The 24791-nt window shown below is 71.2% G+C and carries 25 protein-coding genes; 14 read left to right on the top strand and 11 right to left on the bottom strand.

Going from position 1 to position 24791, the window contains the following annotated elements; translation table 11 throughout:
- The first annotated feature begins 92 nt into the window (after positions 1–92).
- Positions 93–1913 carry a protein kinase gene (locus ACIRHA_RS31080; RefSeq protein ID WP_403852746.1) on the top strand — a complete coding sequence of 607 codons (1821 nt, stop codon included), beginning with the start codon at positions 93–95 and terminating at the stop codon, positions 1911–1913.
- A 96-nt stretch (positions 1914–2009) separates the two neighbouring features.
- Here the strand turns inward: ACIRHA_RS31080 and ACIRHA_RS31075 are convergent, their stop codons facing one another.
- From ACIRHA_RS31075 to ACIRHA_RS31065, 3 genes are all read right to left on the bottom strand, one after another.
- Entirely contained in the window at positions 2010–3413 is a 1404-nt protein-coding gene (locus tag ACIRHA_RS31075; RefSeq protein ID WP_403852744.1) for a purine-cytosine permease family protein, read from the bottom strand.
- 99 nt (positions 3414–3512) lie between these two features.
- Entirely contained in the window at positions 3513–3962 is a 450-nt protein-coding gene (locus ACIRHA_RS31070) for a nucleoside deaminase (protein WP_403852891.1), read from the bottom strand.
- Between the two features lie 5 nt (positions 3963–3967).
- The gene (locus ACIRHA_RS31065) at positions 3968–4264 is read right to left on the bottom strand and encodes a PLD nuclease N-terminal domain-containing protein (protein WP_403852742.1); all 297 of its coding nucleotides are present in this window, start codon (positions 4262–4264) and stop codon (positions 3968–3970) included.
- Between the two features lie 69 nt (positions 4265–4333).
- Between ACIRHA_RS31065 and ACIRHA_RS31060 the strand changes: the two genes are divergently transcribed.
- Both ACIRHA_RS31060 and mqnP read left to right on the top strand, forming a co-directional pair.
- Positions 4334–5791: a menaquinone biosynthesis decarboxylase gene (locus ACIRHA_RS31060; protein WP_403852740.1), complete on the top strand. Its 1458-nt coding sequence runs from the start codon at positions 4334–4336 to the stop codon at positions 5789–5791.
- Positions 5791–6696, top strand: a complete 906-nt coding sequence (mqnP, locus tag ACIRHA_RS31055) for a menaquinone biosynthesis prenyltransferase MqnP (RefSeq protein WP_403852738.1) — start codon at positions 5791–5793, stop codon at positions 6694–6696. Before ACIRHA_RS31060 ends, mqnP begins: the two co-directional genes overlap by 1 nt.
- On the opposite strand, the gene ACIRHA_RS31050 is transcribed toward mqnP, so the two are convergent.
- Complete coding sequence (locus tag ACIRHA_RS31050) at positions 6693–7322, bottom strand: rhomboid family intramembrane serine protease (protein ID WP_403852736.1); 630 nt, start codon at positions 7320–7322, stop codon at positions 6693–6695. The two genes, mqnP and ACIRHA_RS31050, sit on opposite strands and share 4 nt — an antisense overlap.
- Before the next feature lie 81 nt (positions 7323–7403).
- Between ACIRHA_RS31050 and ACIRHA_RS31045 the strand changes: the two genes are divergently transcribed.
- The 3 genes from ACIRHA_RS31045 to mqnE all read left to right on the top strand — a co-directional run bounded on the left by ACIRHA_RS31045 (position 7404) and on the right by mqnE (position 9928).
- Positions 7404–8087, top strand: coding sequence for a UbiX family flavin prenyltransferase (locus ACIRHA_RS31045; RefSeq protein ID WP_403852734.1), 684 nt, complete (start codon positions 7404–7406; stop codon positions 8085–8087).
- Positions 8088–8257: 170 nt separating this feature from the next.
- On the top strand, positions 8258–8713 hold the full coding sequence (locus tag ACIRHA_RS31040; protein ID WP_266712846.1) for an Lrp/AsnC family transcriptional regulator: 456 nt from the start codon (positions 8258–8260) through the stop codon (positions 8711–8713).
- Positions 8714–8764: 51 nt separating this feature from the next.
- Positions 8765–9928, top strand: coding sequence for an aminofutalosine synthase MqnE (gene mqnE, locus ACIRHA_RS31035; RefSeq protein WP_403852732.1), 1164 nt, complete (start codon positions 8765–8767; stop codon positions 9926–9928).
- 126 nt (positions 9929–10054) lie between these two features.
- Here the strand turns inward: mqnE and ACIRHA_RS31030 are convergent, their stop codons facing one another.
- Positions 10055–10600 (bottom strand): GNAT family N-acetyltransferase, encoded by a 546-nt coding sequence (locus tag ACIRHA_RS31030; protein WP_403852730.1) that lies wholly within the window; start codon positions 10598–10600, stop codon positions 10055–10057.
- A 198-nt stretch (positions 10601–10798) separates the two neighbouring features.
- On the opposite strand from ACIRHA_RS31030, the gene ACIRHA_RS31025 reads away from it, so the two are divergent.
- From ACIRHA_RS31025 to ACIRHA_RS31010, 4 genes are all read left to right on the top strand, one after another.
- On the top strand, positions 10799–11377 hold the full coding sequence (locus ACIRHA_RS31025) for a DoxX family protein (protein ID WP_403852728.1): 579 nt from the start codon (positions 10799–10801) through the stop codon (positions 11375–11377).
- A gap of 143 nt (positions 11378–11520) precedes the next feature.
- Positions 11521–11826, top strand: coding sequence for a DUF4229 domain-containing protein (locus ACIRHA_RS31020; RefSeq protein WP_403852726.1), 306 nt, complete (start codon positions 11521–11523; stop codon positions 11824–11826).
- 445 nt (positions 11827–12271) lie between these two features.
- Positions 12272–13591 carry a dicarboxylate/amino acid:cation symporter gene (locus ACIRHA_RS31015; RefSeq protein WP_403852724.1) on the top strand — a complete coding sequence of 440 codons (1320 nt, stop codon included), beginning with the start codon at positions 12272–12274 and terminating at the stop codon, positions 13589–13591.
- A 207-nt stretch (positions 13592–13798) separates the two neighbouring features.
- A complete protein-coding gene (locus ACIRHA_RS31010) occupies positions 13799–14413 on the top strand; it encodes a TetR/AcrR family transcriptional regulator (RefSeq protein WP_403852889.1) in 615 nt (204 codons plus the stop codon).
- Here the strand turns inward: ACIRHA_RS31010 and ACIRHA_RS31005 are convergent.
- Together ACIRHA_RS31005 and ACIRHA_RS31000 are read right to left on the bottom strand one after the other, a co-directional pair.
- Positions 14410–15270: a MaoC family dehydratase gene (locus tag ACIRHA_RS31005; RefSeq protein WP_403852722.1), complete on the bottom strand. Its 861-nt coding sequence runs from the start codon at positions 15268–15270 to the stop codon at positions 14410–14412. The two genes, ACIRHA_RS31010 and ACIRHA_RS31005, sit on opposite strands and share 4 nt — an antisense overlap.
- A gap of 300 nt (positions 15271–15570) precedes the next feature.
- A complete protein-coding gene (locus tag ACIRHA_RS31000; protein ID WP_403852720.1) occupies positions 15571–16893 on the bottom strand; it encodes a 3-oxoacyl-ACP reductase in 1323 nt (440 codons plus the stop codon).
- Between the two features lie 100 nt (positions 16894–16993).
- Here ACIRHA_RS31000 and ACIRHA_RS30995 point away from each other — a divergent pair, with 100 nt between their 5' ends.
- Positions 16994–18313: an acetyl-CoA C-acetyltransferase gene (locus ACIRHA_RS30995; RefSeq protein ID WP_403852718.1), complete on the top strand. Its 1320-nt coding sequence runs from the start codon at positions 16994–16996 to the stop codon at positions 18311–18313.
- Between the two features lie 183 nt (positions 18314–18496).
- Here the strand turns inward: ACIRHA_RS30995 and ACIRHA_RS30990 are convergent, their stop codons facing one another.
- Positions 18497–19339, bottom strand: a complete 843-nt coding sequence (locus ACIRHA_RS30990) for a helix-turn-helix domain-containing protein (RefSeq protein ID WP_403852716.1) — start codon at positions 19337–19339, stop codon at positions 18497–18499.
- Positions 19340–19514: 175 nt separating this feature from the next.
- On the opposite strand from ACIRHA_RS30990, the gene ACIRHA_RS30985 reads away from it, so the two are divergent.
- A complete protein-coding gene (locus ACIRHA_RS30985; RefSeq protein WP_403852714.1) occupies positions 19515–20996 on the top strand; it encodes an MFS transporter in 1482 nt (493 codons plus the stop codon).
- Positions 20997–21049: 53 nt separating this feature from the next.
- Here the strand turns inward: ACIRHA_RS30985 and ACIRHA_RS30980 are convergent, their stop codons facing one another.
- On the bottom strand, positions 21050–21871 hold the full coding sequence (locus ACIRHA_RS30980; protein WP_403852712.1) for a helix-turn-helix domain-containing protein: 822 nt from the start codon (positions 21869–21871) through the stop codon (positions 21050–21052).
- Positions 21872–21920: 49 nt separating this feature from the next.
- On the opposite strand from ACIRHA_RS30980, the gene ACIRHA_RS30975 reads away from it, so the two are divergent.
- Together ACIRHA_RS30975 and ACIRHA_RS30970 are read left to right on the top strand one after the other, a co-directional pair.
- Positions 21921–22388, top strand: coding sequence for a DUF2000 family protein (locus ACIRHA_RS30975; protein WP_403852710.1), 468 nt, complete (start codon positions 21921–21923; stop codon positions 22386–22388).
- A gap of 110 nt (positions 22389–22498) precedes the next feature.
- The gene (locus ACIRHA_RS30970) at positions 22499–23722 is read left to right on the top strand and encodes an MFS transporter (protein WP_403852708.1); all 1224 of its coding nucleotides are present in this window, start codon (positions 22499–22501) and stop codon (positions 23720–23722) included.
- Here ACIRHA_RS30970 and ACIRHA_RS30965 read toward each other — a convergent pair.
- A complete protein-coding gene (locus tag ACIRHA_RS30965; RefSeq protein WP_403852706.1) occupies positions 23688–24002 on the bottom strand; it encodes an AzlD domain-containing protein in 315 nt (104 codons plus the stop codon). The genes ACIRHA_RS30970 and ACIRHA_RS30965 overlap by 35 nt on opposite strands.
- On the bottom strand, positions 23999–24742 hold the full coding sequence (locus tag ACIRHA_RS30960; protein WP_403852704.1) for an AzlC family ABC transporter permease: 744 nt from the start codon (positions 24740–24742) through the stop codon (positions 23999–24001). Before ACIRHA_RS30960 ends, ACIRHA_RS30965 begins: the two co-directional genes overlap by 4 nt.
- Positions 24743–24791 lie beyond the last annotated feature (49 nt).

Genomic DNA, 24791 nt, shown 5'->3' with positions numbered 1-24791 from the left:
AGCCTAAGGCACCATCCGGAAGCCTGTGTTTCTATAGTGAATTTCTAGAAAGTCACTCCAGTTCAGTAGGGTGCTGAGCCACACTGATCTCCGTGTCGGACAACGGGTTGGAGTTATCCGGCAGCGGTGCGGAGCCGCTGCTGGCGCGGGATCCACGGGCCATCGGTTCGATCCCGCTGGTGGGGCGGCTCGGTGCCGGTGGCATGGGGCGGGTGTATCTCGGCGTCGTGGACGGAAGGTTCGCGGCGGTCAAGCAGATGCTCGCGTCCGTGGTCGCCGAGGACCACGGCTTCGTGCGCCGCTTCGGGCAGGAGATGGACAATCTCGCCCGGCTGCCCGCCGAGGCCACCGCGCCGCTGCTCGCCAGCGACCGGGAGGCCGACCCGCCGTGGTTCGCCACGGAGTACGTCCCAGGGATCACCCTGGCCGAGGCCGTCGAGCGGCACGGGGGACCGCTCGACGGCCCCGGCCTGTGGTCGCTTCTGCGGGAGGCGGCCGCGGGCCTGCGGGCCGTGCACGCGCGCGACATGGTGCACCGGGACCTCAAACCGTCCAACGTGATGCTCACCGGTGCCGGTGTCACCCTCATCGACTTCGGGATCGCGCGGGCCGCCGAGCAGAGCCAGCTGACCCGGACCGGCCTCGTCGTCGGCACCCCGGCCTACATGTCGCCCGAACAGGCCTCGGGATCACGGCGGTTGACCAGCGCGTCCGACGTGTTCGCGCTCGGCCTGCTCCTCGCGTACGCGGCCGGCGGGCGCTGGCCGTTCGGGGACGGGGACGCGGGCAGCCCGCTGTACCGGATCGTGCACGACGAGGCAGACCTGGAGCCGGTGCGGGAATGCGATCCGCGGCTCGCGGAGGTGGTCGCCTCGTGCCTGGGCAAGGCCCCGGAGGGGCGGCCGAGCGCCGCCGAACTCGTCGAACTCGCGGGCGGTGACGACGCGTTGGGCGCTCCCGCCTGGTCGCCGGCCGTTCTTGACCTGCTCGCCCAGCGGGCGGGGTTCGCGGCGCGGGTGCCGGAGGGGACACTCGCGCCGCCCGAAGCCCCCGCCGTGCCGGACGAGCCGGAGGTGACGCCGCGCGAGCCGGTGCGGACGAAGCGAACGCGGGAGGAACGGCGGCGCAGGCGCGTCCTGTTCGCCGTCATTCCCGTGGTCGTGGTGGTGTCGGGGGCCACGCTCGCCATCAGGAACCTTCCGTACGGCAGCGAGGGCGACCGCGCGGCCGGCCCTTCGCCGTCGGTCTCCGTCCCCGCGTCGGCCGGGGCGCCGGGGGAGTCGCCGAAGGAGTCGGCGTCGGCGAAGAAGCGGAAGGGCTCGCCGAAGCCGGATTCGGAGAAGTCCGAGGCGAAGGAGAAGCCGGACGGCTCGCGGTCGCCCGCCGCCGACGAGGGGCGGGGTGGCGCGGCCGGGGGAGCGGGGGCCGGGGGAGGTGACAACTCCGCTGGTGACGGCGGGAGTTCGTCGGGCGGCGGTGGGACCGGTACATCCGGCGGTGGTTCGGCTTCTGGGGGCAGTGGTGGCGGGAGCGGCTCCGGAGTGACCGGGCCGACGTCCGGTACGTACCAGCTGAGGAACGCCTCCAACGGCAGCTGCATGGTCCGTACGTCGGGGCCCAGCGTCGCCATGGGCGGCTGCTCGGGCGCCGACGCCGACTGGAAGCTCCTGAGCAGCGGCGGCAGCTTCCGGCTCTACAACGCGTCGACCGACATGTGCCTCACGAACGCCTACGACGGGCAGAGCGTGACGGTGGCCGGGTGCTCGGGCCTCGGCATCGTGTGGAACTGGGGGAAGAACGGCTCACTGGTCAGCACGAAGACCGGCGGCTGCCTGGACCCTGCCGGGTATGGCGATGGGGTCACGACGGCGTCCTGCTCCGGCGGCACCGGTCAGCGCTGGACACCGGCGTGAAGCCGCGGGGCTCCGCCCCGGACCCCGCTGCTCAATCGCCGCAGGGGCTTAAAGGGCGCTCCTCAAACGCCGGAGGGGCTGAATGATCCGGTCGCGTCAGCGGCGTGCGGCGGACAGGCGGCAGACGGTCGCGTACACCACCGCGCTCACGGCGAAGCCGGCCAGGCAGGTCACGTCGCCGAGTGAGGGCCAGTGCCGTGCTGCCCAGCCGACGTACCGCTCCTGGTTCGAGAAGAGCGGGACGGAGACCGCGATGCCCGCCAGCAGGGCGGCGAACCCTGGCCAGTTGGAGAAGCCGGGGTTCGCGAGGCGGCCGGCGAGCTCGGCCTCGGCCGTGCGCCGCGAGCGCCACCGCTCCGTGAGCACCACGCCCAGCCAGGGCGCGATCCAGTACGCGATCACCAGCAGGAACGTCTCGTACGCGTGCCCCGCGTCGGAGAGCGAGGACCACGCGGCGGCCGTGCCGGCGCAGCCCGTGAGGACGACCAGCGCGCCGCGGCCGAGCCACCGGGGCAGCCGCAGGCCGCTGGAGGTGATCGACATGGCGGACGAGTAGATGTTGAGGGCGTTCGCCGAGACCGCGCCCAGGATGATCGCCAGCAGCACCAAGTGGGCGAGCCAGGACGGGAGATGGCCGGTGAACGCGGCGGTGGGCGACGCCCCCGCGGGCGCCGCGATCGTCGCCGAGGCCGCGCCGGTCAGCGCCACGACCGAGACCGAGAGGAACAGGCCGAGCGCCGGATACAGCACCGTACGGAAGCGGTTCGCGGTGCGCGGCAGATAGCGCGAGTAGTCCGACGCGTTGGGGTTCCAGCCCGCCGCGTACCCCCACGCCGAGCTGAACGCGAGCAGGAACCCGCCGATGCCGCCCCCGCCGCCGGCCGCCGAAAGATCCGCCTCGCCGAACGTCCAGACACCCGCCGCCAGGAAGACGACGGCGAGCACCGGGAACGCGTACCGCTCGAAGGCGTGCACGAAGTTGTGGCCGATGAAGCCGATGAGGATCTCGGCCGCGACCACCAGGAGGAGGGAGGGGAGCGGCCGCAGGCCGGTCAGCGTGTTCAGCGCGAAGGCCGCGCTGACGCTGTTCACGGCGAACCAGCCGACGCCCGCCACCAGCGCGTTGACCCCCGCCGGCAGTGCATTGCCCCGGAAGCCGAAGGCGAGGCGCCCGATCGCCATCTGCGGCACGCCGAACCGCGGTCCGTCCAGCGAGAGGATTCCCTGCGTCAGTGCGCCGAGCGCGGTGCCGAGCAGCAGGGCCGCGGCCGCCTGCCAGAAGCTGAGGCCGAAGAACAGCACGGAGATCACGCCGATGTAGACGGTCGCGAACTCGATGTTCGGCGAGGCCCAGGTCCACAGCAGCTGCCGTGGCCCGCCGTGCCGTTCGGCATCGGGGATCGGCTCCGCCCCGGCCGTCTCCACGGCGACGATCTTGTCGCCGTAGGCGGGCGGCGGCGTGGGCGTGCCGCTGGGAGCGGTACCGGAGGCGGTGGTCATGCCCCCTGAGTGTCCGCGTGCCCGGCCGCACCGGCCAGAGGCGCACTGTCCGCATCAGGAGGCGCGCAGACGTACACCTTGTACGCGCCCCCTCAACGGCTACTCGCCGATGTCCTCGTTCCACAGCTCCGGCTTCGCCGCGATGAAGTCCGCCATCATGCCGACGCACTCGGGGTCGTCGAGGAGGACGACCTCCACGCCGTGCTCGGCGAGCCAGTCGTGCCCGCCGTGGAAGGTGCGCGCCTCGCCGATGATCACGCGCGAGATGCCGAACTGCCGCACCAGGCCCGAGCAGTACCAGCAGGGGCTGAGCGTGGTCACCATCGTGGTGCCCTTGTACGTGCGCTGCCGGCCCGCCCTGCGAAAGGCGTCGGTCTCCCCGTGCACGGACGGGTCGGCGTCCTGCACGCGCCGGTTGTGGCCGCGGCCGAGCACCTTGCCGTCGGCGGAGTACAGGGCGGCGCCGATCGGGATGCCCCCTTCGGCGAGGCCGTCCCTCGCCTCCTCCACGGCGGTGGCGAGCCAGGTGCGGGCGAGATCGGGATCCATGGTGCTCATTCGTCCTTTTTGTCGTCGTCCCTCAGGGACCGCAGGAACTCGGGGTTGTCGTCGGGTGCGACGAACCGCGCCCTGCCGCCCGCCGGGGCGCGCCGCGGCCTGCCCGCCACCAGCCAGGCGATCGGGCCGAGCAGTACCTGGCCGAAGAGCAGGATGATGAAGACCCAGGCCAGCTTGGGCAGGCCCCGCACCTCTTTCTCCGGGGTGTTCAGACAGTCGATGAACGTGTAGATCCAGAGCGCAAGGACCAGCAGGAACGGCAAGTAGCGCAGCATCGTGTCGCGGTCCCCCAAGGAGCGGAACGGGGCACATCGGGCCCCCGGTGACTCGGCCAGGGTACTGGTTGCCCGATACTGGAACGCATGGCTTACGACGATCTTCGCTCCCTGCTCAGGGCTCTGGAGCGCGAGGGCGACCTGAAGCGCATCAAGGCCGAGGTCGACCCGTACTTGGAGGTCGGTGAGATCGTCGACCGGGTGAACAAGGCCGGCGGCCCCGCCCTCCTCTTCGAGAACGTGAAGGGCGCGTCGATGCCCCTCGCGATGAACGTGTACGGCACCGACCGCCGGCTCCTCAAGGCGCTCGGACTCAAGTCGTACAACGACATCAGCGACAAGATCGGCGGCCTGCTGAAGCCGGAGCTGCCGCAGGGCTTCGTCGGCATCCGCGAGGCGTTCGGCAAGCTCGGCGCGATGACCCACGTACCGCCGAAGAAGGTGAAGTCGGACGCGGCCCCCGTTCAGGAGGTGGTGCTGCACGGCGAGGACGTCGATCTCGACAAGCTCCCCGCGCTCTTCACCTGGCCCGAGGACGGCGGCTCCTTCTTCAACCTGGGGCTCACGCACACCAAGGACCCGGAGTCCGGCGTGCGCAACCTCGGGCTCTACCGGCTGCAGCGCCACGACAAGCGCACCATCGGCATGCACTGGCAGATCCACAAGGACAGCCGGAACCACTACCAGGTGGCCGCCAAGCGAGGCGAGAAGCTGCCCGTCGCCATCGCCTTCGGGTGCCCGCCGGCCGTGACGTACGCGTCGTCGGCCCCGCTGCCCGGTGACATGGACGAGTACATGCTGGCCGGGTTCATCCAGGGCAAGCGCGTCGAGATGGTCGACTGCAAGACGGTGCCGCTCCAGGTCCCGGCCAACGCCGAGGTCGTCATCGAGGGCTGGCTTGAGCCGGGCGAGATGCTGCCCGAGGGCCCCTTCGGCGACCACACCGGTTTCTACACGCCGCAGGAACCCTTCCCGGCGCTGAAGATCGACTGCGTGACGATGCGGAAGCGTCCGCTGCTCCAGTCGATCGTGGTGGGCCGCCCGCCGACGGAGGACGGCCCGCTCGGCCGCGCCACGGAGCGCTTCTTCCTGCCGCTGCTCAAGGTGATCGTCCCGGACATCGTGGACTACCACCTGCCGGAGTCCGGCGGCTTCCACAACTGCGCGATCGTCTCGATCGACAAGAAGTACCCGAAGCACGCCCAGAAGGTGATGAGCGCGATCTGGGGCGCGCACATGATGTCGCTGACGAAGCTCATCGTCGTCGTCGACTCGGATTGCGACGTGCACGATCTTCATGAAGTCTCGTGGCGCGCGCTCGGGAACACGGACTACGCCCGTGACCTGACCGTGGCCGAGGGGCCTGTCGACCACCTCGACCACGCCTCGTACCAGCAGTTCTGGGGCGGCAAGGCGGGCATCGACGCGACGAAGAAGTTGCCCGAGGAGGGCTACACGAGGGACGGAGGCTGGCCCGAGATGGTCGTCTCCGACCCCCGTACGGCGGCCCTGGTGGACCGCCGTTGGAAGGAGTACGGACTCTAGTGACCAGCGCTTCAGCAGCAATCCCGCAGCAGCCGGGACGGACCAGGGCGTTTCTGCGCCTGGTCATGATCGAGCATTCGGTCTTCGCGCTGCCCTTCGCGTACATCGCCGCCCTGACGGCGATGTTCCAGCTGGACGAGAACATCCACTGGGGCCGCCTCCTCCTGGTCACCATCTGCATGGTCGGCCTGCGGACGTTCGCGATGGCGGCGAACCGGATCATCGACCGCGAGATCGACGCCCGCAATCCGCGCACCGCGCACCGTGAGCTGGTGACGGGCGCGGTGTCGGTGAAGTCGGCGTGGACCGGCGCACTGATCGCCGTGGTCGTCTTCTTGGGCTCGGCGGCGCTCCTGAACCCGCTCTGCCTGGCCCTCGCGCCCATCGCGGTGATCCCGATGGTCGTCTACCCGTACGGCAAGCGGTTCACGAACTTCCCGCAGGCGATCCTCGGCCTCGCCCAGGCGATGGGCCCGATCGGCGCGTGGATCGCGATCACGGGCGAGTGGTCCTGGACCGCGGTGATCCTCGGCCTCGCCGTCGGCATCTGGATCGGCGGCTTCGACCTGATCTACGCCTGCCAGGACGTGGAGACGGACCGCGAGGTCGGCGTGAAGTCGGTCCCGGCGCGCTTCGGTATCCCGGGAGCGATCTGGGGCGCGCGCGTCTGCCACACCCTCACGACGGCCCTGTTCGTCTGGTACGCCCTGGCCACCGACGCGGGCACCTTCTTCTGGGTCGGCCTCGTGATCGTCGCGGGCGCCTTCCTCTACGAGCACACGATCGTGAAGCCCCACGACCTCTCCCGCCTGAACCGCGCGTTCTTCCAGGTCAACGGCTTCATCGGCATCGCACTCTTCGTGTGCGCGCTGCTGGATCTGCTGGTGCGGGGGCTGACGGTCTAGGCTGGTCCCGGCCGGTCCAGGTCCGACGGGCGGCGGCGGAACACGAACGCCGCCGCCACCCCCGCCGCGAGCCCGATCAGATGCCCCTGCCAGCTCACCCCGTCGTTCGTGGGGGAGAGCCCCGCCAGGAACGACGTGCCCCAGTACGCGGCTATGAGCACGCCGACGACGATGCCGAGCGGGCGGCGCTCCACGAAGCCGGACAGGACGACGAAGGCGAACAGGCCGAATATGAGGCCCGACGCACCCGCCGTGTTCGTGTGGGACGGGGCCACCAGCCACACCCCGAGGCCGTCCGCGACGACGATCAGGGCGCAGGCCAGGAAGAAGCGGCGCAGGCCGCCGAGGGCCGCGACGAAGCCGAGGACCAGCAGGGGTATCGAGTTCGCCGCGACGTGGGCGAAGCCGAAGTGGATGAAGGACGCCGGGACGACGTCGATCAGCTCGGAGGCCTCGCGCGGCTGAATGCCGAAGGTGTCCAGCGCGTGGCCCGATGCCGCGTCGACCGCTTCGAGGAGCCAGAGCAGCGCCACCCAGGCGAGCATCACCTTGCCCGCCGTCAGCGCCCGCTCGCGCGTCGGCCGGCGCCGCACCGCCGCTCGGCCCGATCCGTCCTCGTACGTCATCCCAGCCCCCGCCCGTCATGGAAAGAACGCTCGTCGCCCCTGCGCAAGTTCCCCTCCGGGGCCGCCGGATAGGCTCGTGGTGTGGAGCACGTCAAAGCAAGCAGCCGCAGGCCCTGGGTCGTCGGGGTGTCCGGAGCGTCAGGTACCCCGTACGCCGCTTCCGTGCTGCGCGCGCTGCTCGCGGCGGGCGAATCCGTGGACCTCGTCGTCTCACGCGCCTCGCGGCTCACGCTGCTCGACGAGACGGGGATCCCCCTGCGGGACGCGCACTGGCGCGAGGACCTGGCGGAGTGGCTGGCGCGCGGCGCCGACGGCAAGCCGGACACGTTCGCCGGCATCGGCCTCGACGACGTGCGGTACTGGCCCGCCGGTGATCTCGCGGCCGGTCCTTCCTCCGGCTCGTACCCGGTCAAGGGCATGATCATCGTGCCCGCCTCGACGGCGTGCGTGGCCGGTGTCGCGCTCGGGCTCTCGAAGGACCTGCTGCAGCGCGCGGCGAGCGTGACGCTCAAGGAACGGCGGCCGCTGATCGTCGCCGTACGGGAGACGCCGCTGAACGGGCAGACGCTCAAGCACCTGGTGACGCTCGACGAGGCGGGCGCCGTGGTGCTGCCCGCCTCACCGGCGTTCTACGCGGGGGCGACGCACATCCAGGATCTCGTGGACTTCGTCGCGGGGCGGACGCTCGACGCGGCGGGAGTGCCGCACACGCTGTACCGCCGCTGGGAGGGCGAGCTCGGGGGAGGCTCCCGTGAACCCGAGTGACGCGGACCGGGAGGCCGGTCTCGGTGCTTCTCGGCGGGGGACCCGGTATCCGATGGATCTTCACTGATCCAAACGATGGACTTTAGATTTCGCGGGGACAAACCCTAGCGCGCCTTCGATCGCACACATAAGCTCGCGTCAACGCTGAACAATGAAAGGCATTGGACCTTATGGACGCCGTGGACAGGCAGCTCATCCAGGCCCTGCGCGAGAACGGCCGCGCCTCGTATGCGGAGTTGGGCCGGCTCGTCGGTCTGTCCGGACCCAGTGTCACGGACCGTATCAACCGCCTCGAGGCGGCCGGCGTGATCACCGGCTACCGCGCCACCGTCGACTCCGCCTCGCTCGGCCTCGGCGTCACCGCCCTCATCGGCATCTCGCTCTCCGACGCGGCCGACCACGAGGACGTGGCGCACCGCCTGCGCGATCTGCACGAGATCGAGGACTGCTGGTTCATCGCGGGCGACGACTCGTACATGCTGAAGGTCCGCGCGGGCGACGTCGACAGCCTGGAGCGGACGATCCGTCGCCTCAGCGGCACGAAGGGCGTGTCCCGGACGCGCACCACGATCATTCTCTCCACGAAGTGGGAGAACCGGGTGGGGGAGCTTCCCGAAGAGGTGTGAGCCTCGGGGCGTACGGTGGGCTGGTCTGTTGAGTTGAGGGAAGGTACGGGCATGGACGCAGGGCTCAAGCGCGAGCTGGAGCAGAAGGTCAGGGACGGTGAGCGGCTGTCCCGCGAGGACGGCATCGCGCTCTACGAGTCGGACGACCTGGCCTGGCTCGGCGGCCTCGCCCACGAGGTGCGCACGCGTAAGAACGGCGACGTCGTGCACTTCAACGTCAACCGTCATCTGAACATGACGAACGTGTGCACCGCTTCGTGCGCCTACTGCTCCTTCCAGCGCAAGCCCGGCGAGAAGGACGCCTACACGATGCGCATCGAGGAGGCGGTCAAGCTCGCCCAGGCGATGGAGTCGGAGAACCTCACGGAACTCCACATCGTCAACGGGCTGCACCCGAACCTTCCGTGGCGCTACTACCCGCGCTCCCTGAAGGCCCTCAAGGAGGCCCTGCCGAACGTCGGGCTCAAGGCCTTCACGGCGACCGAGATCCATCACTTCGAGAAGATCTCCGGGATGAGCGCGAGCGAGATTCTCGACGAGCTGATCGAGGCGGGGCTCGAGTCCCTCACCGGTGGCGGCGCCGAGATCTTCGACTGGGAGATCCGGCAGCACATCGTCGACCACGACACCCACTGGGAGGACTGGTCGCGGATCCACCGACTCGCGCACGAGAAGGGCCTCAAGACGCCCTCGACGATGCTGTACGGGCACATCGAGGAGCCCCGGCACCGCGTCGACCACGTGCTGCGGCTGCGTGAACTGCAGGACGAGACCGGCGGTTTCCAGGTCTTCATCCCGCTGCGCTACCAGCACGACTTCGTCGACATGAAGGACGGCAAGGTCCGCAACAAGCTGCAGGCGCGGACGACGATGGCCACGGGCGCGGAGGCGCTGAAGACCTTCGCCGTGTCGCGGCTGCTGTTCGACAACGTGCCGCACGTGAAGTGCTTCTGGGTCATGCACGGTCTGCACACCACGCAGCTCGCGCTGCAGCACGGGGCGGACGACATGGACGGCTCGGTCGTCGAGTACAAGATCACGCATGACGCGGACAATTACGGTACGCCGAACAAGATGACGCGTGAGGATCTGCTCGATCTGATCCGGGACGCGGGGTTCCGGCCGGTGGAGCGCAATACGCGGTACGAGATCATCCGGGAGTACGAGGGGGCCGACGCCGGGCGGCGGGATGAGCCGCAGCCGATGCGCGTGTGATGTCGGCGGGCGACCGTCCACCGGCCACGGGGCTCCGCCCCGGACCCCGCTGCTCAATCGCCGCAGGGGCTTGATAACAGCCCCGCCGGCGTTTGAGGCGCGGGGTCCGGGGCGGAGCCCCGATCTTTAGAGCGGCAGCAGCATGTGGACGTCGTCGCGGTCGTCGCCGGGGGCCACCCGGATCGCGCCGGGGACGCGGCCGACCTCCTTGTAGCCGCACGCCGCGTAGAACGCATCCGCCCCCGTCCCCCCGCGACAGGTGAGGCGGATGGCCTCGATGCCCTCGAAAGAGCGGGCGAAATCCGCGGCGGCCGACATCAGCGCGCGACCGTACCCCTTGCCCTGGTGACCGGGGTGAACCATCACCGTGTAGAGCCACAAGTGGTGCTTCATCAGGCGGTGTTGGTTGTACGCGAGGAAGGCCGACGCCGCGACCCGCCCCTGCTCGTCGCGGCCCACGAGGAGCCGGGTCCGGCCCCCGGCGAGGTCGGCGAGGCGCTTGACCAGCTCGGGGCGTATGTCCTCCGGCGTGACCGGCGGGACGAAGCCGACCGCGCCGCCGGCGTTCGTGACGTCCGACCACAGGGCGAGGAGCCCGTCGCGCAGGTCGGGGTCGACGGCCGGGTCGAGTTCGAAGGTGAGGGGAGGTGTGAGGGGAGTCGTGGTGCGCATGCGCCCGAGCGTAACCAGAGGCGAGGTCGTGACGTTCGGACGTCCGTATCGGGACCTTCGGCCGTAGGGACGGGCTAAGTACCGGGCGTAGCTTGTGAATGTATTCACGAGCGAACGCACCGCACGGCACCGAGCACACGGCACCGCGCACACCGCACCGCGCACACCGCACCGCGCACAAGGAAGAAGGCAACGGTCATGGCTCTCCACGCATCGGACAGTCCCGCCCGACACGGCGCCACGGGCGCCCCACGCCGGAGCGCCGGCAGCCAGGACGACGTCGTCGTCCGTGCACCCGCCGCCCGCGGCATCCTCGCCGCGTCCCGCGTCCTCGTCGGCTTCTACTTCCTGTGGGCCTTCCTGGACAAGACCTTCGGCTTCGGGAAGGCGACGCCCTCCAGCGGAAGCTGGCTGAACGGCGGCAGCCCCACCGAGGGCTTCCTGCTGCACGGCACGACCGGCCCCTTCGCCCACATGTTTGACTCCGTGGCCGGCGCCTGGTGGCTCGACCTGGTCTTCATGCTCGGCCTGCTCGGCGTCGGCCTCGCCATGGTCCTCGGCATCGGCATGCGGGTCGCGGCCGCCGCGGGCACGCTGATGATGGCCTTCATGTGGCTCGTCTCGCTGTGGCCCGACAGCAACCCGTTCATGGACGACCACTGGATGATCGCCCTCGTCCTGCTGATCACCGCGGCGACCGGGGCCGGCCGCTACTACGGCTTCGGTGGGGTGTGGGCCCAGCTGCCCGCCGTCCGCAAGAACCGCTGGCTGATCTGACGCGCCGCTTCCGGGCGCGCCGATCCGGGCGCGCCGATCCGGCGCCGCGAGCCCCCGCTGGAATCGGGTGCCCCTCCCCGTGCTTCACTGGAGGGGCGCTCGTCCTGTAAGGACACCATTTCGGAACGGAAGAGTGGATTGACATGCTCCGCTACACGCTGATGCGGCTCGGGATCTTCGTGGGCTGCTTCCTCGTCGTCTGGGGTCTCGTCGCCACCGGCATCGTGCCCGCTGGCATCGGTGGCTCCTACTGGCTGTGGATCGCGCTGCTCGGCCTGGTGATCTCCGCGCCCATCAGCTACATCGTGCTGCGCGGTGAGCGCGACCGCGCCTCCAGGAAGGTCGTCGACCGCGTGGACCGCGCCAAGGCGAACATGGCGGCCAACCGCTCCATGGAGGACGACGCGGACGACGCCGCGCGCACCCGCGCCCACACGCAGGAGGCGTGAGCGCCCCGCTCGCTCGCCTGTCGCTGCCCCGTAGGGCGCTGTAGGGCCCGCGTAAGCTTCCTCACAGTCAGTACGACCCCGGCACCGCATCAGGTGCCGGGGTCGCCTGCGTTTTCAAGGTAAATGCCGCTTTGGGCCCGTACGGGCACCTCATCTGTCCCAAAGAAGCCCTTTGATGTTCTCAAAGTTGCAGTGTTAACGTTCCTGTCATGAAGACATCAGTTGCGCCTCGAACCGCCATGAGCGTCGCGCTCGTGGAGCGCCTGCATGTCGATCTCTGCCGCTGCATGTCCGCGGCCTGTCGCGCCTGATCGCTCAGTTTCGACTCTTCCGGCCGAAGCGATGCAGCGGCGCCGTCGATCACGTTCGCGGTCGCCGCTCCTGTACGTCCCCGTCTTGTCTGTCTTGTCTGTCTTGTCCCGCGCGTCCTCACTGGAGTGCCTCCGTGTCCGCGAACACCCCCGCAGCCGAACAGAAGTCCGGCTTCCGAATATCCAAGATCCCGTTCTGGGCGCAGATCCTGGGCGGCCTCGTCCTGGGTGTGCTGCTCGGCTGGCTGGCCCGCAGCCAGGACATCTCCTGGCTCGTCACCACCCTGCAGAAGGTCGGCGACACCTTCATCCAGCTGCTGAAGCTGGCCGTCGCCCCGCTGGTCTTCTTCGCGATCCTGGTGTCGATCACCAACCTTCGTAAGGTCAACAACGCCGCCAGGCTCGCCTCGCGCACGCTGCTCTGGTTCATGATCACGTCGCTGATCGCGGTCGTCATCGGCCTCGCGATCGGCCTGCTGACGAACCCGGGCGCCGGTACGGGCCTGACCGCGAAGGACGGCGCCAAGCCGGAACAGGCCGGCTCCTGGATCGACTTCCTCACCGGCATCATCCCGACGGACATCATCACGCCGTTCACCGAGCTGAACGTGCTGCAGATCGTCTTCATGGCCGCCGTCGCCGGCATCGCCATCCTGAAGGTCGGCGAGAAGGCCCAGCCGATCCTCACGCTCTCCGAGTCGGTTCTCGAACTCCTCCAGAAGGCCCTGTGGTGGGTCATCAAGCTGGCGCCCATCGGCACCATCGGGCTCATCGGCAACGCCATCGCCACGTACGGCTGGAACCTGATCAGCAAGTACGCGACGTTCACCGTCGACATCTACGTCGGTTGCGCCCTGGTCCTCTTCGGCGTCTACCCGCTGCTGCTGTGGTCGGTCGCGAAGCTCAGCCCGCTGCAGTTCTTCAAGGGCGCCTGGCCCGCGATCCAGCTGGCCTTCGTCTCCCGCTCCTCCGTCGGCACGATGCCGCTCACGCAGCGGGTCACCGAGCGCCTCGGCGTCCCGAAGGAGTACGCGTCCTTCTCCGTCCCCTTCGGTTCGACGACCAAGATGGACGGTTGCGCCTCGATCTACCCGGCGATCGCCGCGATCTTCGTCGCGCAGATCTTCAACATCGACCTGAACGTGGGTGACTACCTGCTCATCGCGTTCGTGTCGGTGATCGGCTCCGCCGCCACCGCCGGTCTGACGGGCGCCACGGTCATGCTGACGCTGACCCTGTCGACGCTCGGCCTGCCGATGGAGGGCGTCGGCCTGCTCCTCGCGATCGACCCGATCCTGGACATGATGAGGACGGCGACGAACGTCGCGGGTCAGGCCCTCGTCCCGGTGATCGTCTCCGCCCGCGAGAAGATCCTCGACCGCGACGCCTACGCCAACGCGACGTCCTCCCCGGTGGACGAGCCGCAGGAGGTGGCCGTGACGGCCGCCGCCTGACGTCCCCCGGCTCGCTCCACCACCTACGTGGTCCCGCCCCTGCTTCCTGGGGGGGCGGGACCACGTGCGTTTCGGCCCGTGGCGGGGCCGCGCGCCTGCGGTCGGACGGAGCCGGTGGGCTGCGTACGCTGAACCGTGCGGATCGTGCGAGGGAAGGTGGCCGGGGTGGGTGGCGAGGGGCGGGCCGGGGTGGTGCGGCAGAAGAGGATGCCGCGGGCCGAGCGGGAGCGGCAGATGATGGACGCCGCGGTGCGGGTGTTCGGGGAGCGGGGGTACCGGGCCGCGTCGATGGACGAGATCGCCGAACTGGCGGGCGTGTCCAAGCCGTTGGTGTATCTGTACCTGAACTCGAAGGAAGACCTGTTCAGCGCGTGCATCCGGCGGGAGGCCAAGGCGCTGGTCGACGCGGTCCGGGCGGGTGTCCGCGCGGACGCGGCCGCCGACCGGCAGCTCTGGGAGGGCCTCACCGCCTTCTTCGCGCACACCGCCGAGCGGCCCGACGGGTGGGCGGTGCTGCACAGCCAGGCGCGCTCCGGCGGGGACCCGTTCGTGGCGGAGGTCGTCGCCATGCGCGAGGAGATCGTGGCGTTCGTGACCCATCTGATCGCGGAGGCCGCGCGCGAGGCGCACGACAATCCGGAGCTGGCCGAGCGGGAGGTCGCGGGCCTCGCCCAGGCCCTGGTCGGCGCGGCGGAGGCGCTGGCCGGCTGGGCGAACGGCGACGCGTCCGTGTCCGCGAAGGAGGCCGCCACGACGATGATGAACTTCGCCTGGTCGGGCCTCGGCAATCTGATGGACGGGGAGCGCTGGTCGGCCCGTTAGTCCGCCAGCCCGTGCACCTCGCCCGTGAGGTGCACCCGGTCGTCCTTGGTGGACCGCAGTTCAAAGGCCGGGCCCTGCGCCGCGAACACCACTTCGCCCGGCAGCAGCACCGGCGCCTTGAACCGGGCCTGTACGTGGACGGGCCCGTGCGCCTTGTGCTCCGCGAGGCAGCGGGCCACCGTCCACATGCCGTGCGCGATGGCGCGCGGGAAGCCGAAGAGGCGGGCCGTGAGCGGGTGCAGGTGGATGGGGTTGCGGTCGCCGGACACGGCGGCGTAGCGGCGGCCGAGGTCGTCGGGGAGCCGCCAGTCGGCGAGCTCGGGCAGCGGTTCGGCGGGCTCCTGCGGTGCCTCGGACGGGGCCGGCGCGGACGTCTTGTGCCGGGCCAGATACGTACTGGTCGACTGCCACACCGGTTCCGGGTCCCCTTGAGCGTGCAGCTCAGTGACGACGACGGCTTCCGTGCCCCGCCGGTGGGGCTGCAACTCCTTGACGTGGACGAGGAGTTCGTACGTGTCCGTGGGCGACAGGTCGCGTTGCTGCGTGATCGCGATCGAGGTGTGGACGAGGCCGAGCAGCGGCAGCGGGAACGCGCGCTCCGACATCAGCCGCATGGCCAACGGGAAGCCCAGGACGTGCGGGTACGTGAGCGGCAGCTCGGGCCTCTCGGTCGCGAAGCCGCAGACCCGCTCGTAGGCGGTGAGGTGGTCCTGCGCGATGCGGAGGCCGGGGACGGTGAGCCGGGTGCCGGCGAACGGTGCGCCCGGACGCGGCCGCTTGAACGGCGAGAGGACTGCGCCGCGCAACATGAGGGGGAGCAGGGAGGGGGCAGCGTCGAGGGCGATGGTGCGCGTCATGACGGGTCCTAGGGGAGGGGCGGGCGGGCAGATCAAGCTCGGTGGCACGGCGGGCAAGTCAAGCTCGGTGGTGGGTGGGCAAATTAAGCTTGGCGGCGCGGTGGGCAAGTCAAGTTCGGTGGTGGGTGGGCAAATCAAGCTTGGCGGCGCGGTGGGCAAGTCAAGTTCGGTGGTGGGTGGGCAAATCAAGCCCCGCCGGCGATTGAGGCGCGGGGTCCGGGGCGGAGCCCCGTGGGCGGAGGACGGCGGGCCGGTTGCATCCGGTGCCGGGCACATCCGAACCCGCCCCCCCCGGAGGGGTTACGCGCCCAACAAAGACTGTCCGCAGACCCGGACGACCTGCCCGTTCACCGACCCCGACCCCGGGGACGCGAACCAGGACGTCGTCTCCGCCACGTCCACCGGAAGCCCACCCTGCCCAAGGGAGTTCATGCGGCGTCCGGCCTCCCGGATGAACAGCGGAACGGCCGCCGTCATCTTGGTCTCGATGAACCCGGGAGCCACCGCGTTCACGGTCACCCCGTGCTCCGCGGCCGCCCGCGGCGCCAGCGACCGCACGAGCCCGACGATGCCCGCCTTGCTCGCCGCGTAGTTGGTCTGCCCGGCGTTCCCCGCGATCCCGGCGATGGACGCGGTCGCGACGATCGACCCGCCGCGCCGCACGGCCCCCGCCTTGAGCAGCGCGTCCGTCGTCCGCAGCACGCTCGCGAGGTTGACTTCGAGCACCGAACTCCACCGCTCGGCAGGCATGTTGGCGAGGCGCCGGTCGCGGGTGATGCCCGCGTTGTGCACGAGTACGTCCAGGCCGTCGGGCACGAACTCCGCGATCCGCTCACCCGCGTCGGCCGCCGTGATGTCCAGCGGCAGCGCGCGCCCGCCGAGCCGCTCCGCCACCTTCGCGAGGTCGGCCTCGGCCGACGGCACGTCGAGCAGGACGACCTCGGCACCGTCCCGTACGAGGGTCTCGGCGACGGCCTCGCCGATGCCGCGCGCGGCGCCGGTGACGAGCGCGGTGCGGTCGGCGAGGGGCTGGTCCCAGTCCTCGGGAAGAGTCAACTCGGCGTCCGTGGCGCCTACTTGTACGACCTGCCCGCTGACGTACGCCGACTTCGGCGACAGCAGGAAGCGCAGGGTCGACTCGGCGCCGGCCACCGGGCCGGCGACGCGCACCAGGTTCACGGTGCGGCCGCGCCCGATCTCCTTGCCGAGCGAGCGCACGAAGCCTTCGAGGCCCTGCTGCACGGCCGCCTGGTGGTGGTCGTCGGGCGACGGCGGCGCGCCGAGGACGACCACGCGGCCGCCGGTCGCGAGGGAGCGGACGACCGGGTGCAGCGCGGCGTGCACCTTGGCGAGGGTGTCCAGGTCGTCGGCGGCGGTGGCGTCGACGACGACGGCCGTGGGCCGCTCGGCGCTCGATGTGACCTCGAGTCCGGTGCGGCCGAGCAGCTGGGCGAGGGGCTCGCGGTGGGTGGAGTCGCCCGCCGTGAGGTGCAGCAACTTCCCTTCCAGGCGCGGGTGTTCGGGACTGAAGCGGTGCAGCGGTGCGGGCTGCGGCAGGCCGAGGCGGCGCGTCAGGAAGCGGCCCGGGGCCGTGCCGGTGAAGTTCAGATAGCGGTCGGCCATTGTCCAGCTCCCAGCTCGGTCGTAAATTTACTACAGAGTAAGGTTACTCATAGGTCAGTACTTGTCGAGAGACCCAGCGAGAGCTCAGGAGCTGCCGAACATGGCACGAACCCCGAAGGGCCCCGCCGCCCCCGTCCTTGGAAATGCCCCGCGTCGTGTCGCCGTCGTCGCCGGCAACCGCATCCCGTTCGCGCGCTCCGACGGCCCGTACGCGACCGCGTCCAACCAGGACATGCTGACCGCCGCGCTGGACGGCCTCGTAGGGCGGATGAAGCTCCACGAGCCCGGCGCCGTGGGCGAGTTCGTGGCCGGCGCCGTGCTCAAGCACAGCCGCGACTTCAACCTCGCGCGCGAGACCGTGCTCGGTTCGATGCTGGACGCGCGCACGCCCGCGTACGACATCCAGCAGGCCTGCGGCACCGGTCTGCAGGCCGTGATCGCCGCCGCCAACAAGATCGCGCTCGGCCAGACCGAGAGCGCGATCGCGGGCGGCTCCGACACCGCGAGCGACGCCCCGCTCGGCGTCAACGACGAGCTGCGCAAGATCCTGCTTGAGGCGCGGCGGGCGAAGTCGGCGGGCGGCCGGCTGAAGGCGCTCGCCAAGGTCAGGCCTGGGCACCTGGTCCCCGACATCCCGCGCAACGCCGAGCCGCGCACGCGGCTGTCCATGGGTGAGCACGCCGCCGTCACCGCGCGCGCGTGGGGCATCGCCCGCGAGGCCCAGGACGAGCTGGCCGCCACCAGCCATCAGCGTCTTGCGGCGGCGTACGAGCGTGGGCTCCTGGACGACCTCGTCGTGCCGTACCGGGGGCTCGAGCGCGACCAGAATCTGCGGCCGGGGTCGACCGTCGAGAAACTCGCGAAGCTGAAGCCGGTGTTCGGGGTCGGGGGCGACGATCCGAACCCGACCATGACGGCCGGGAATTCGACGCCGCTGACGGACGGCGCGGCGGTGGTGCTGCTCGCGAGCGAGGAGTGGGCGGCGGCGCGCGGGCTTGAGCCGCTCGCGTATCTGACCGCGTACGAGACGGCGGCGGTGGACTTCGTCGAGGGTGATGTCACGGGCGGGGGCGGCGACGGGCTGCTCATGGCGCCCGCGTACGCCGTGCCGCGGATGCTGGAGCGGGCCGGGCTCGGGGTGGAGGACTTCGACCTGGTCGAGGTGCATGAGGCGTTCGCCTCGCAGGTGCTGGCGACGCTCGCGGCGTGGGAGAAGGCGGGGCTTTCGCCGGTCGACCGGGGGCGGTTGAACGTGGCGGGGTCGTCGCTCGCGACCGGGCATCCGTTCGCGGCGACGGGGGCGAGGATCGTTGCCACGTTGGCCAAGTTGCTTGCGGAGCGGGGTGGTTCGGGCCGCGGCCTGATCTCGATCTGCGCGGCAGGCGGCCAGGGCGTCACGGCTGTGCTGGAACGTGCTTGACGCCACGGGGCTCCGCCCCGGACCCCGCTGGCTCTCGTCACAAGAGCGGGGCTTGAAAGGCCTGCTCAATCGCCGCAGGGGCTTGAAATATCAAGCCCCGCCGGCGATTGAGGCGATCTTTCCAGCCCCGCCGGCGTTTGAGGCGCGGGGTCCGGGGCGGAGCCCCGGGACCTCAGGCACGGTTCAGGGCGAGGAGGCCGGGTCCAGCTTCAGGACCGCCGCCTCGTCCGGCGACCCCGCAGGGGCCTGGTAGACGACGAGGCGCTGGCCGCCCGTGCGGGCAAGACGCATCACCTCGAACGTGAGAGTCATCGCGCCGACCTTCGGATGGGCGAAGGACTTCGTGCCGCCGCTGCGCTCCTGCACGTCGTAGCGGTCCCAGATGCGCGTGAAGTCCGGCGACTTGAGGGTGAGTTCACCGACGAGCGCGGTCAGACGCGGATCGTCGGGATCGGTGCCCGCGATGGCCCGCAGATGCGCCACCGACGCGGTCACCGTCTCCTCCCACGGCACGTACAGCTCACGGCCCGTCGGGTGCAGGAAGAGGTAGCGCGTGATGTTGCGCTGCTCGTCCGGCCAGTCCCACAGGCCCGGCAGCAGTCGGCGGCCCGGCGGGTTCGCGGCCAGCACGTAGTTGTGGCGGCTGACGACGTACGCGGGCAGCGGACGCAGCGCGTCCAGCATCCGCAGCACCGAGGGGCGGACCGTGTCATCGGCGGTGGGGCGCGGTTCGCTGGGGCGTCCGGAGGCCAGTTCCGCCAGTTCGTGGAGGCGCTCGTAGGAGTCGCCGCGCAGCCGCAGGGCGCGGGCGATGGCGTCGAGCACGGCGGGGGACGGGTTGGTCTCGCGGCCCCGCTCCAGGCGCGTGTAGTAGTCGACGCTGACGCCCGCGAGCGTGGCCAGCTCCTCGCGGCGCAGCCCTGGTGTGCGGCGCAGGCCCGTACCGGCGGGCAGGCCCGCGTCGGCCGGTGTCACCTGCCCCCTGCGGGCCCGCAGATAGCGGCCCAGTTCCGTGGTCTCAGCCATACGTGCATTGTCCATGTTCGTCGAGCGCGGTGGGGGGCCGTCTCAGGGCCAGGAACGCGGCACCCCGGTGGAGTGCGGCCTGCCACCTTTCGCCGCGCGGCCGCAGAGTTGTCCTCGCTGCGGGTGGCCGGCAGCCGATGGCCCTTCTCGTAAGGGCCTCGGGCCCAGGGAGTGCATGTCACAGGGCCGCGGCCCGTGGCTGCCGCCCACCCGCACTTCGTACACCGCGCCCCAGGAGGACAGCGTGACCACCGTCGCCGCCAGAGCCCGTACCCGTACGCGACCCGTACTCGAATCCGCCGCGGCCGCACCCGGCCGCGGCGGCCGGACCCCCGCTCTCCTCGCCGCGCTGCTCGGCTTCGCCGTGATCACGATCGATGTGTCGGCGGTGAACATCGCCCTGCCCGGCATCCGCGACGACCTGCACAGCGGGATGACCGGGCTGCAGTGGGTGGCGGACGCGTACACGCTGATGTTCGCCGGTCTGATGCTGTCGGCGGGTGCGCTGTCCGACCGCACGGGCGCCCGCCGCGCCTACGTCCTCGGCACCGCCCTCTTCACCCTCGCCTCGCTGGCCTGCGCCGTCGCGCCCGGACTCGGTGCGCTGATCGCGGCGCGGGTCGTGCAGGGCGGGGCGGCGGCGGTGCTCATGCCGGCCTCGCTCGCGCTGATCCGGGAGGCGTACGACGACGCGCGGCAGCGGGCGCGGGCGATCGCGCTGTGGACGGTCGGCGGTTCGGTGTCGATGGCGGCGGGTCCCGTGCTCGGCGGCGTACTGACCGAACATGTCGGCTGGCGTGCGGTGTTCTTCCTCAACCTGCCCGTCGGCGCGGCGATCCTGGCGCTGCTCGTGAAGGTCGCCCCCTCGCCCCGCCGCCCTGCGCCGCTCGACGTCCCCGGCCAGATCACGGCCGTCCTCACGCTGGCGGGCCTGACCTTCGCGGTCATCGAGGGCGGTGGCACGGGTCTCGTGGCACTGGTGGTCGCGGTCGTCTCGGCATTCGCCTTCTACGTCACGGAGAAGCGCCACCGTGCCCCGATGGTCCCGCTGACCATGCTGCGCGACCGCACGGTGTCCGTGTCCCTCGCGGTCGGCTTCGCCGTCAACGTCGGCTTCTACGGTGTGGTGTTCCTGCTCGGCCTCTACCTCCAGCAGCTCCGGGGCATGTCCGCGACGGCGGCGGGCCTGGTCTTCGTACCGCTTGCCGTGCTGATCACCTGCACGAACCTGATCTCGCCGCGGGTGGCCGAACGCTTCGGGCGCCGGCCGGTCGTCGTCATCGGCCAACTCGTCCTGGCGCTCGCCATGTTCGCGCTGCTGCCGCTGACCGCGCACACGCCGATGTGGCTGCTGCTGACCCTGCTCGTCCCGACGGGTCTGGGCGGCGCGTTCGCGATCCCCGCGGTGACGGCGATGCTGATGGACGCGGTTCCGGGGCCGCGGGTGGGTACGGCCTCCGGCCTCCTCAACGCCCTGCGCCAGACCGGCGGGGCGCTGGCGGTGGCCCTCTTCGGCACGTTGCTCGCGGGGGCGGGCGAGAGCACGTTCTCCCTGGCCGGGATGCGGGTGAGCCTGGTACTTGCGGGCACTCTGCTGGCCGCCACGGCGACGCTGAGCGCTGTGCTGCTGCGCACATCAAGCCCCTGCGGCGATTGAGCAGCGGGGTCCGGGGCAGCGCCCCGGGGCGTCAACCACGGTGGGGCGCAACGTCACCGGCCCCGCGCGAAGCGCCCCGGCGGCACCCCCACCACCCGCTTGAAGCACCGCGTCAAATGCGACTGGTCGTAAAACCCACAGGCCTCCGCCACCTCCGCCGGCGCCTGCCCACCCAGCAACAACCCCCGCGCCCGATCCACCCGCCGCGCCATCAGGTACTGATGCGGAGCAATCCCGTACGCGGCCCCGAAGGACCGCACCAGATGCGCCGGATGCGCATGCACAAGCCCCGCCGCCTCCTTCAGGTCGACCCCCTCGACCACCCGCGCATCGAGCAGCTCCCGCAACGAGGCCGCCACCCGTCGATCCGGCACAGGCTTACGGACCTCCGCAAGCGCCGGCCGAAGCCGCTCACGGAGCCGCTCCCCGACGAGCGCGAGCCGCCCCGCGGCCTCCAGCTCGTCCCCGGGACCCGCGAGCGCACCGTGCAACTGCCCGATCCGCCGCCGCAGCAACGGATCCACCAGGTCGGGCCGGTCCACGGCGGCCCCGATGAAGGAGGCGTCGAGCGGCCCGTCGGCACCGGCCGCCAGGTACAGCACCCGCTTCCGGAACCCCTCCGGCGTCGCGGCCTGCCCATTGTGCGGAACGTGCGGCGGCAGCAGCGAGACCGTGCCGAGCGGCGTCCCGTGCTCGTGCCGCTCCAGGTCGTAGCGGACCGCGCCCTCGTCGACGATGAGCAGCGTCCAGGTGTCGTGCACGTGCATCGGGTAGGCGTGCCGCGTGAAATGGGCGTGGAAGACCTCCGTGACGCCCGGCACACCGGGCCGCCACGCGCTGATCTCCTCGCCGGAACCGGGACCGCTGACCGCCATGCAAAAAACGTACAAGACCAGCAGGGAAGGCGACCGGCAGTCTCAAGCCATGAGCACCGAGACCACCGCCACCACAGCTACAGCCACCGCCCCCGCCCCGGCCCCCGTCCGCTTCGACACCAAGATCGCCGTGCTGCTCCGCGACGACCTGGAGACCTGGCAGCGCCTGAACGTCACGGCCTTCCTCGTCAGCGGCCTCGGCCCCCAGCTGCCCGAGGTGATCGGCGAACCGTACGAAGACGCGGACGGCACCCCGTACCTGCCGATGTTCCGCCAGCCGGTGCTGGTCTTCGAAGGCGGCAAGGACCTCCTGAAGGCCGCCCACGAACGCGCCCTGCGCCGCGCCCTGCCCCGCGCCGTCTTCACGTCCGACCTGTTCGCCACCGGCCACGACGCCGACAACAGGGCAGCGGTACGCGCCGTGTCCGCCGCCGAACTCGACCTGGTGGGCCTCGCGGTCTACGGTCCGCGCAACGCCGTGGACAAGGTCCTGAAGGGCGCCCGGATGCACCCGTGACGCGTGATGCGTGACCCGTGGCAGGACCAGGCGAGAGAGGCGATTGGCCCAGTCGCCCGACCCACAAGTTGCCTACCTCCTCAGGGGAGTTGGTCCATACCGTGGGGCATATGCCGCCTCGCGTCCGCGCCCTTGCCGCAGCACAGTTGGTCAACTCCGTCGGAGACGGCGTCTACTACGTCACGTCCACCCTCTACTTCACCCGTGTCGTCGGCCTCTCACCCACCCGCATCGGCCTCGCCCTCACGGTGGCGTGGGCCGTCGGCGCGGTGGCCGGGGTGCCGCTGGGGGCGGTCGCCGACCGGCGCGGACCGCGTGGCGCCTCTGTGGTGCTGGCCTTCGGTACGGCGGCGGCCGTGCTGTCCTTCCTCGTCGTCCGCTCGTACGCGGCGTTCCTGATCGCGGTCGTCGGGTACGCGGTCGCGCAGTGCGGCCTCGCGGCGGCCCGGCAGGCGCTGCTCGCGGGCCTGGTGGAGCCGGGGGAGCGGACCGGCGCCCTGGCGCGGCTGCAGTCGGCGCTCAACGCGGGCCTCGCGCTGGGCGCCGGAATCGGCGGCCTCGCCCTCCAGCACGACACGGCCACCGGCTATCTCGTAGTCCTCGCCCTCGACGGCGCCGGGTTCGTGGTCTGCGCGCTGCTCCTGGCCCGGCTGCCCGCGATTCCGCCCACCCCGGCGCGGGCGGCGAAGGAGCCGCGCCTCGCGGTGCTCCGCGACCGCCCGTACGCCGTCGTGACCCTGCTCAACGCGGTGCTGCTGCTGCGCATGCCGCTGCTGTCGGTCGCGCTGCCGCTGTGGATCGTGACGCACACGGCGGCGCCCGGCTGGTCGGTCTCGGTGCTGTTCGTGCTCAACACCCTCGGCGTGACGGCCTTCCAGGTGCGTCTCGCGCGCGGCGTCGACGGGCTGACCCCCGCCGTCCGGACCGTGCGCCGCTCCGGTGTCGTGCTGCTGGCGTCGTGCGTGGTGTTCGCCGCTTCGGGCACGGGCGGCCTCGGCGCGTGGGGCGCGGTCGCGGTGCTCGTCGCGGCATCGGCGCTCCAACTCGTGGGGGAGATGCAGCAGTCGGCGGGATCGTGGCAGCTGGCCTTCAGCCTGGCCCCCGCCCATCAAGTCGGCCAGTACCAAGGGTTCTTCGGCACGGGAGTGCCCCTCGCCCGCACGGTCGGCCCGCTCGTCCTGACCGCGCTCCTGGTGGCCTGGGGCGTGCCCGGGTGGCTGGTGCTCGGCGCCCTGTTCCTCGGGGCGGGCGCGGCGATGGGCCCTGTGGCCCACTGGGCCGATACCGCGCGCGGCACGCCTACGGCAGCCCGGCCAGCCGCAGCAGCCCGGTGACCGCCGCCGCTCCCACGACCACCACCGCGAACGGCGCCCGTCGCCACGCCAGCACCCCGCCCACCAGCACCCCGGCGGGCCGGGCCCAGCCGGCGAACTCCTGGCCCGCCATGAGGGCGCCGGTGGCGAGGAGGGCGACGAGCAGGACCGTCGCACCGTCGGTGAGCAACTCCTGTGCGCGTACGGGGAGTTGGACGCGGCCGTGCAGCAGTGGCCCGGCCAGTCGGAAGACGTAGGTCCCGGCGGCGAGTGCGAGTACGGCGATCAACTGGGCGCTCACGACGGCCTCCTGGCGGAGGACCCCGCGGGGGTCCTGGTGAACAGCAGCCCGGCCGGCGCGAGCAGCACCGGCACGCCCGCAGGCAGGAACGGCGTCGCGGCGACCGCGAGCACGGCGCCCGCCGCCGCGGCCCGTCGCACCCCGTGGCCGTCCCGCAGCGCGGGCAGCACCAGGGCGAGCAGCACCGCGGGGAAGGCCGCGTCGAGCCCGAACCGGTCGGTGTCGCCGAGCGCGGACCCGGCGAGCGCCCCGGCGAGGACGCTCACGTTCCAGGCGACGAAGAGGCCGACGCCCGAGACCCAGAAGGCGGTGCGCCGACGGGCCGGGTCCTTCTCCGCCATCACGAACGCGGCCGTCTCGTCGGTCACCAGGTGCGCGCCGACGAGCCGCGCGGGCCAGGACGGGCCGAGCGCGTCGGACACGGCCAGGCTGAAGGCGGCGGTGCGGGTGTTGAGCAGCAGCCCGGTGGCGGCCGCGGCGACGGGCCCGCCCCCGGCGGCGAACACTCCCACGGCGCTGAACTGCGCGGATCCCGCGAACACGAGCAGCGACATCGCGACGGGCACCCACGTGGGCAGCCCGCTCGCCACCGCCACCGCACCAAAGGACACCCCGACGACGGCGTCGGCGAGCCAGACGAGGGCGCAGTCGCGGAGCAGGCGGGGGTCGATGGCGGGTAGGGGTGTGCGACCTGGGGGTGTTCGGCCTAGCGGGCTTGGTGTTCGGTCTGGCGAACGCATGGCAGGAGCATGCGCGTACCGCCGCGCGTTCGTCAAGCCGAACGATAGG

Source organism: Streptomyces sp. NPDC102360 (assembly GCF_044766085.1).
In the GTDB taxonomy this organism is placed as follows: Bacteria; Actinomycetota; Actinomycetes; order Streptomycetales; family Streptomycetaceae; genus Streptomyces.
Note: the sequence above shows the minus strand (reverse complement) of the source record. Positions and strands in the feature narration are given on the sequence as shown.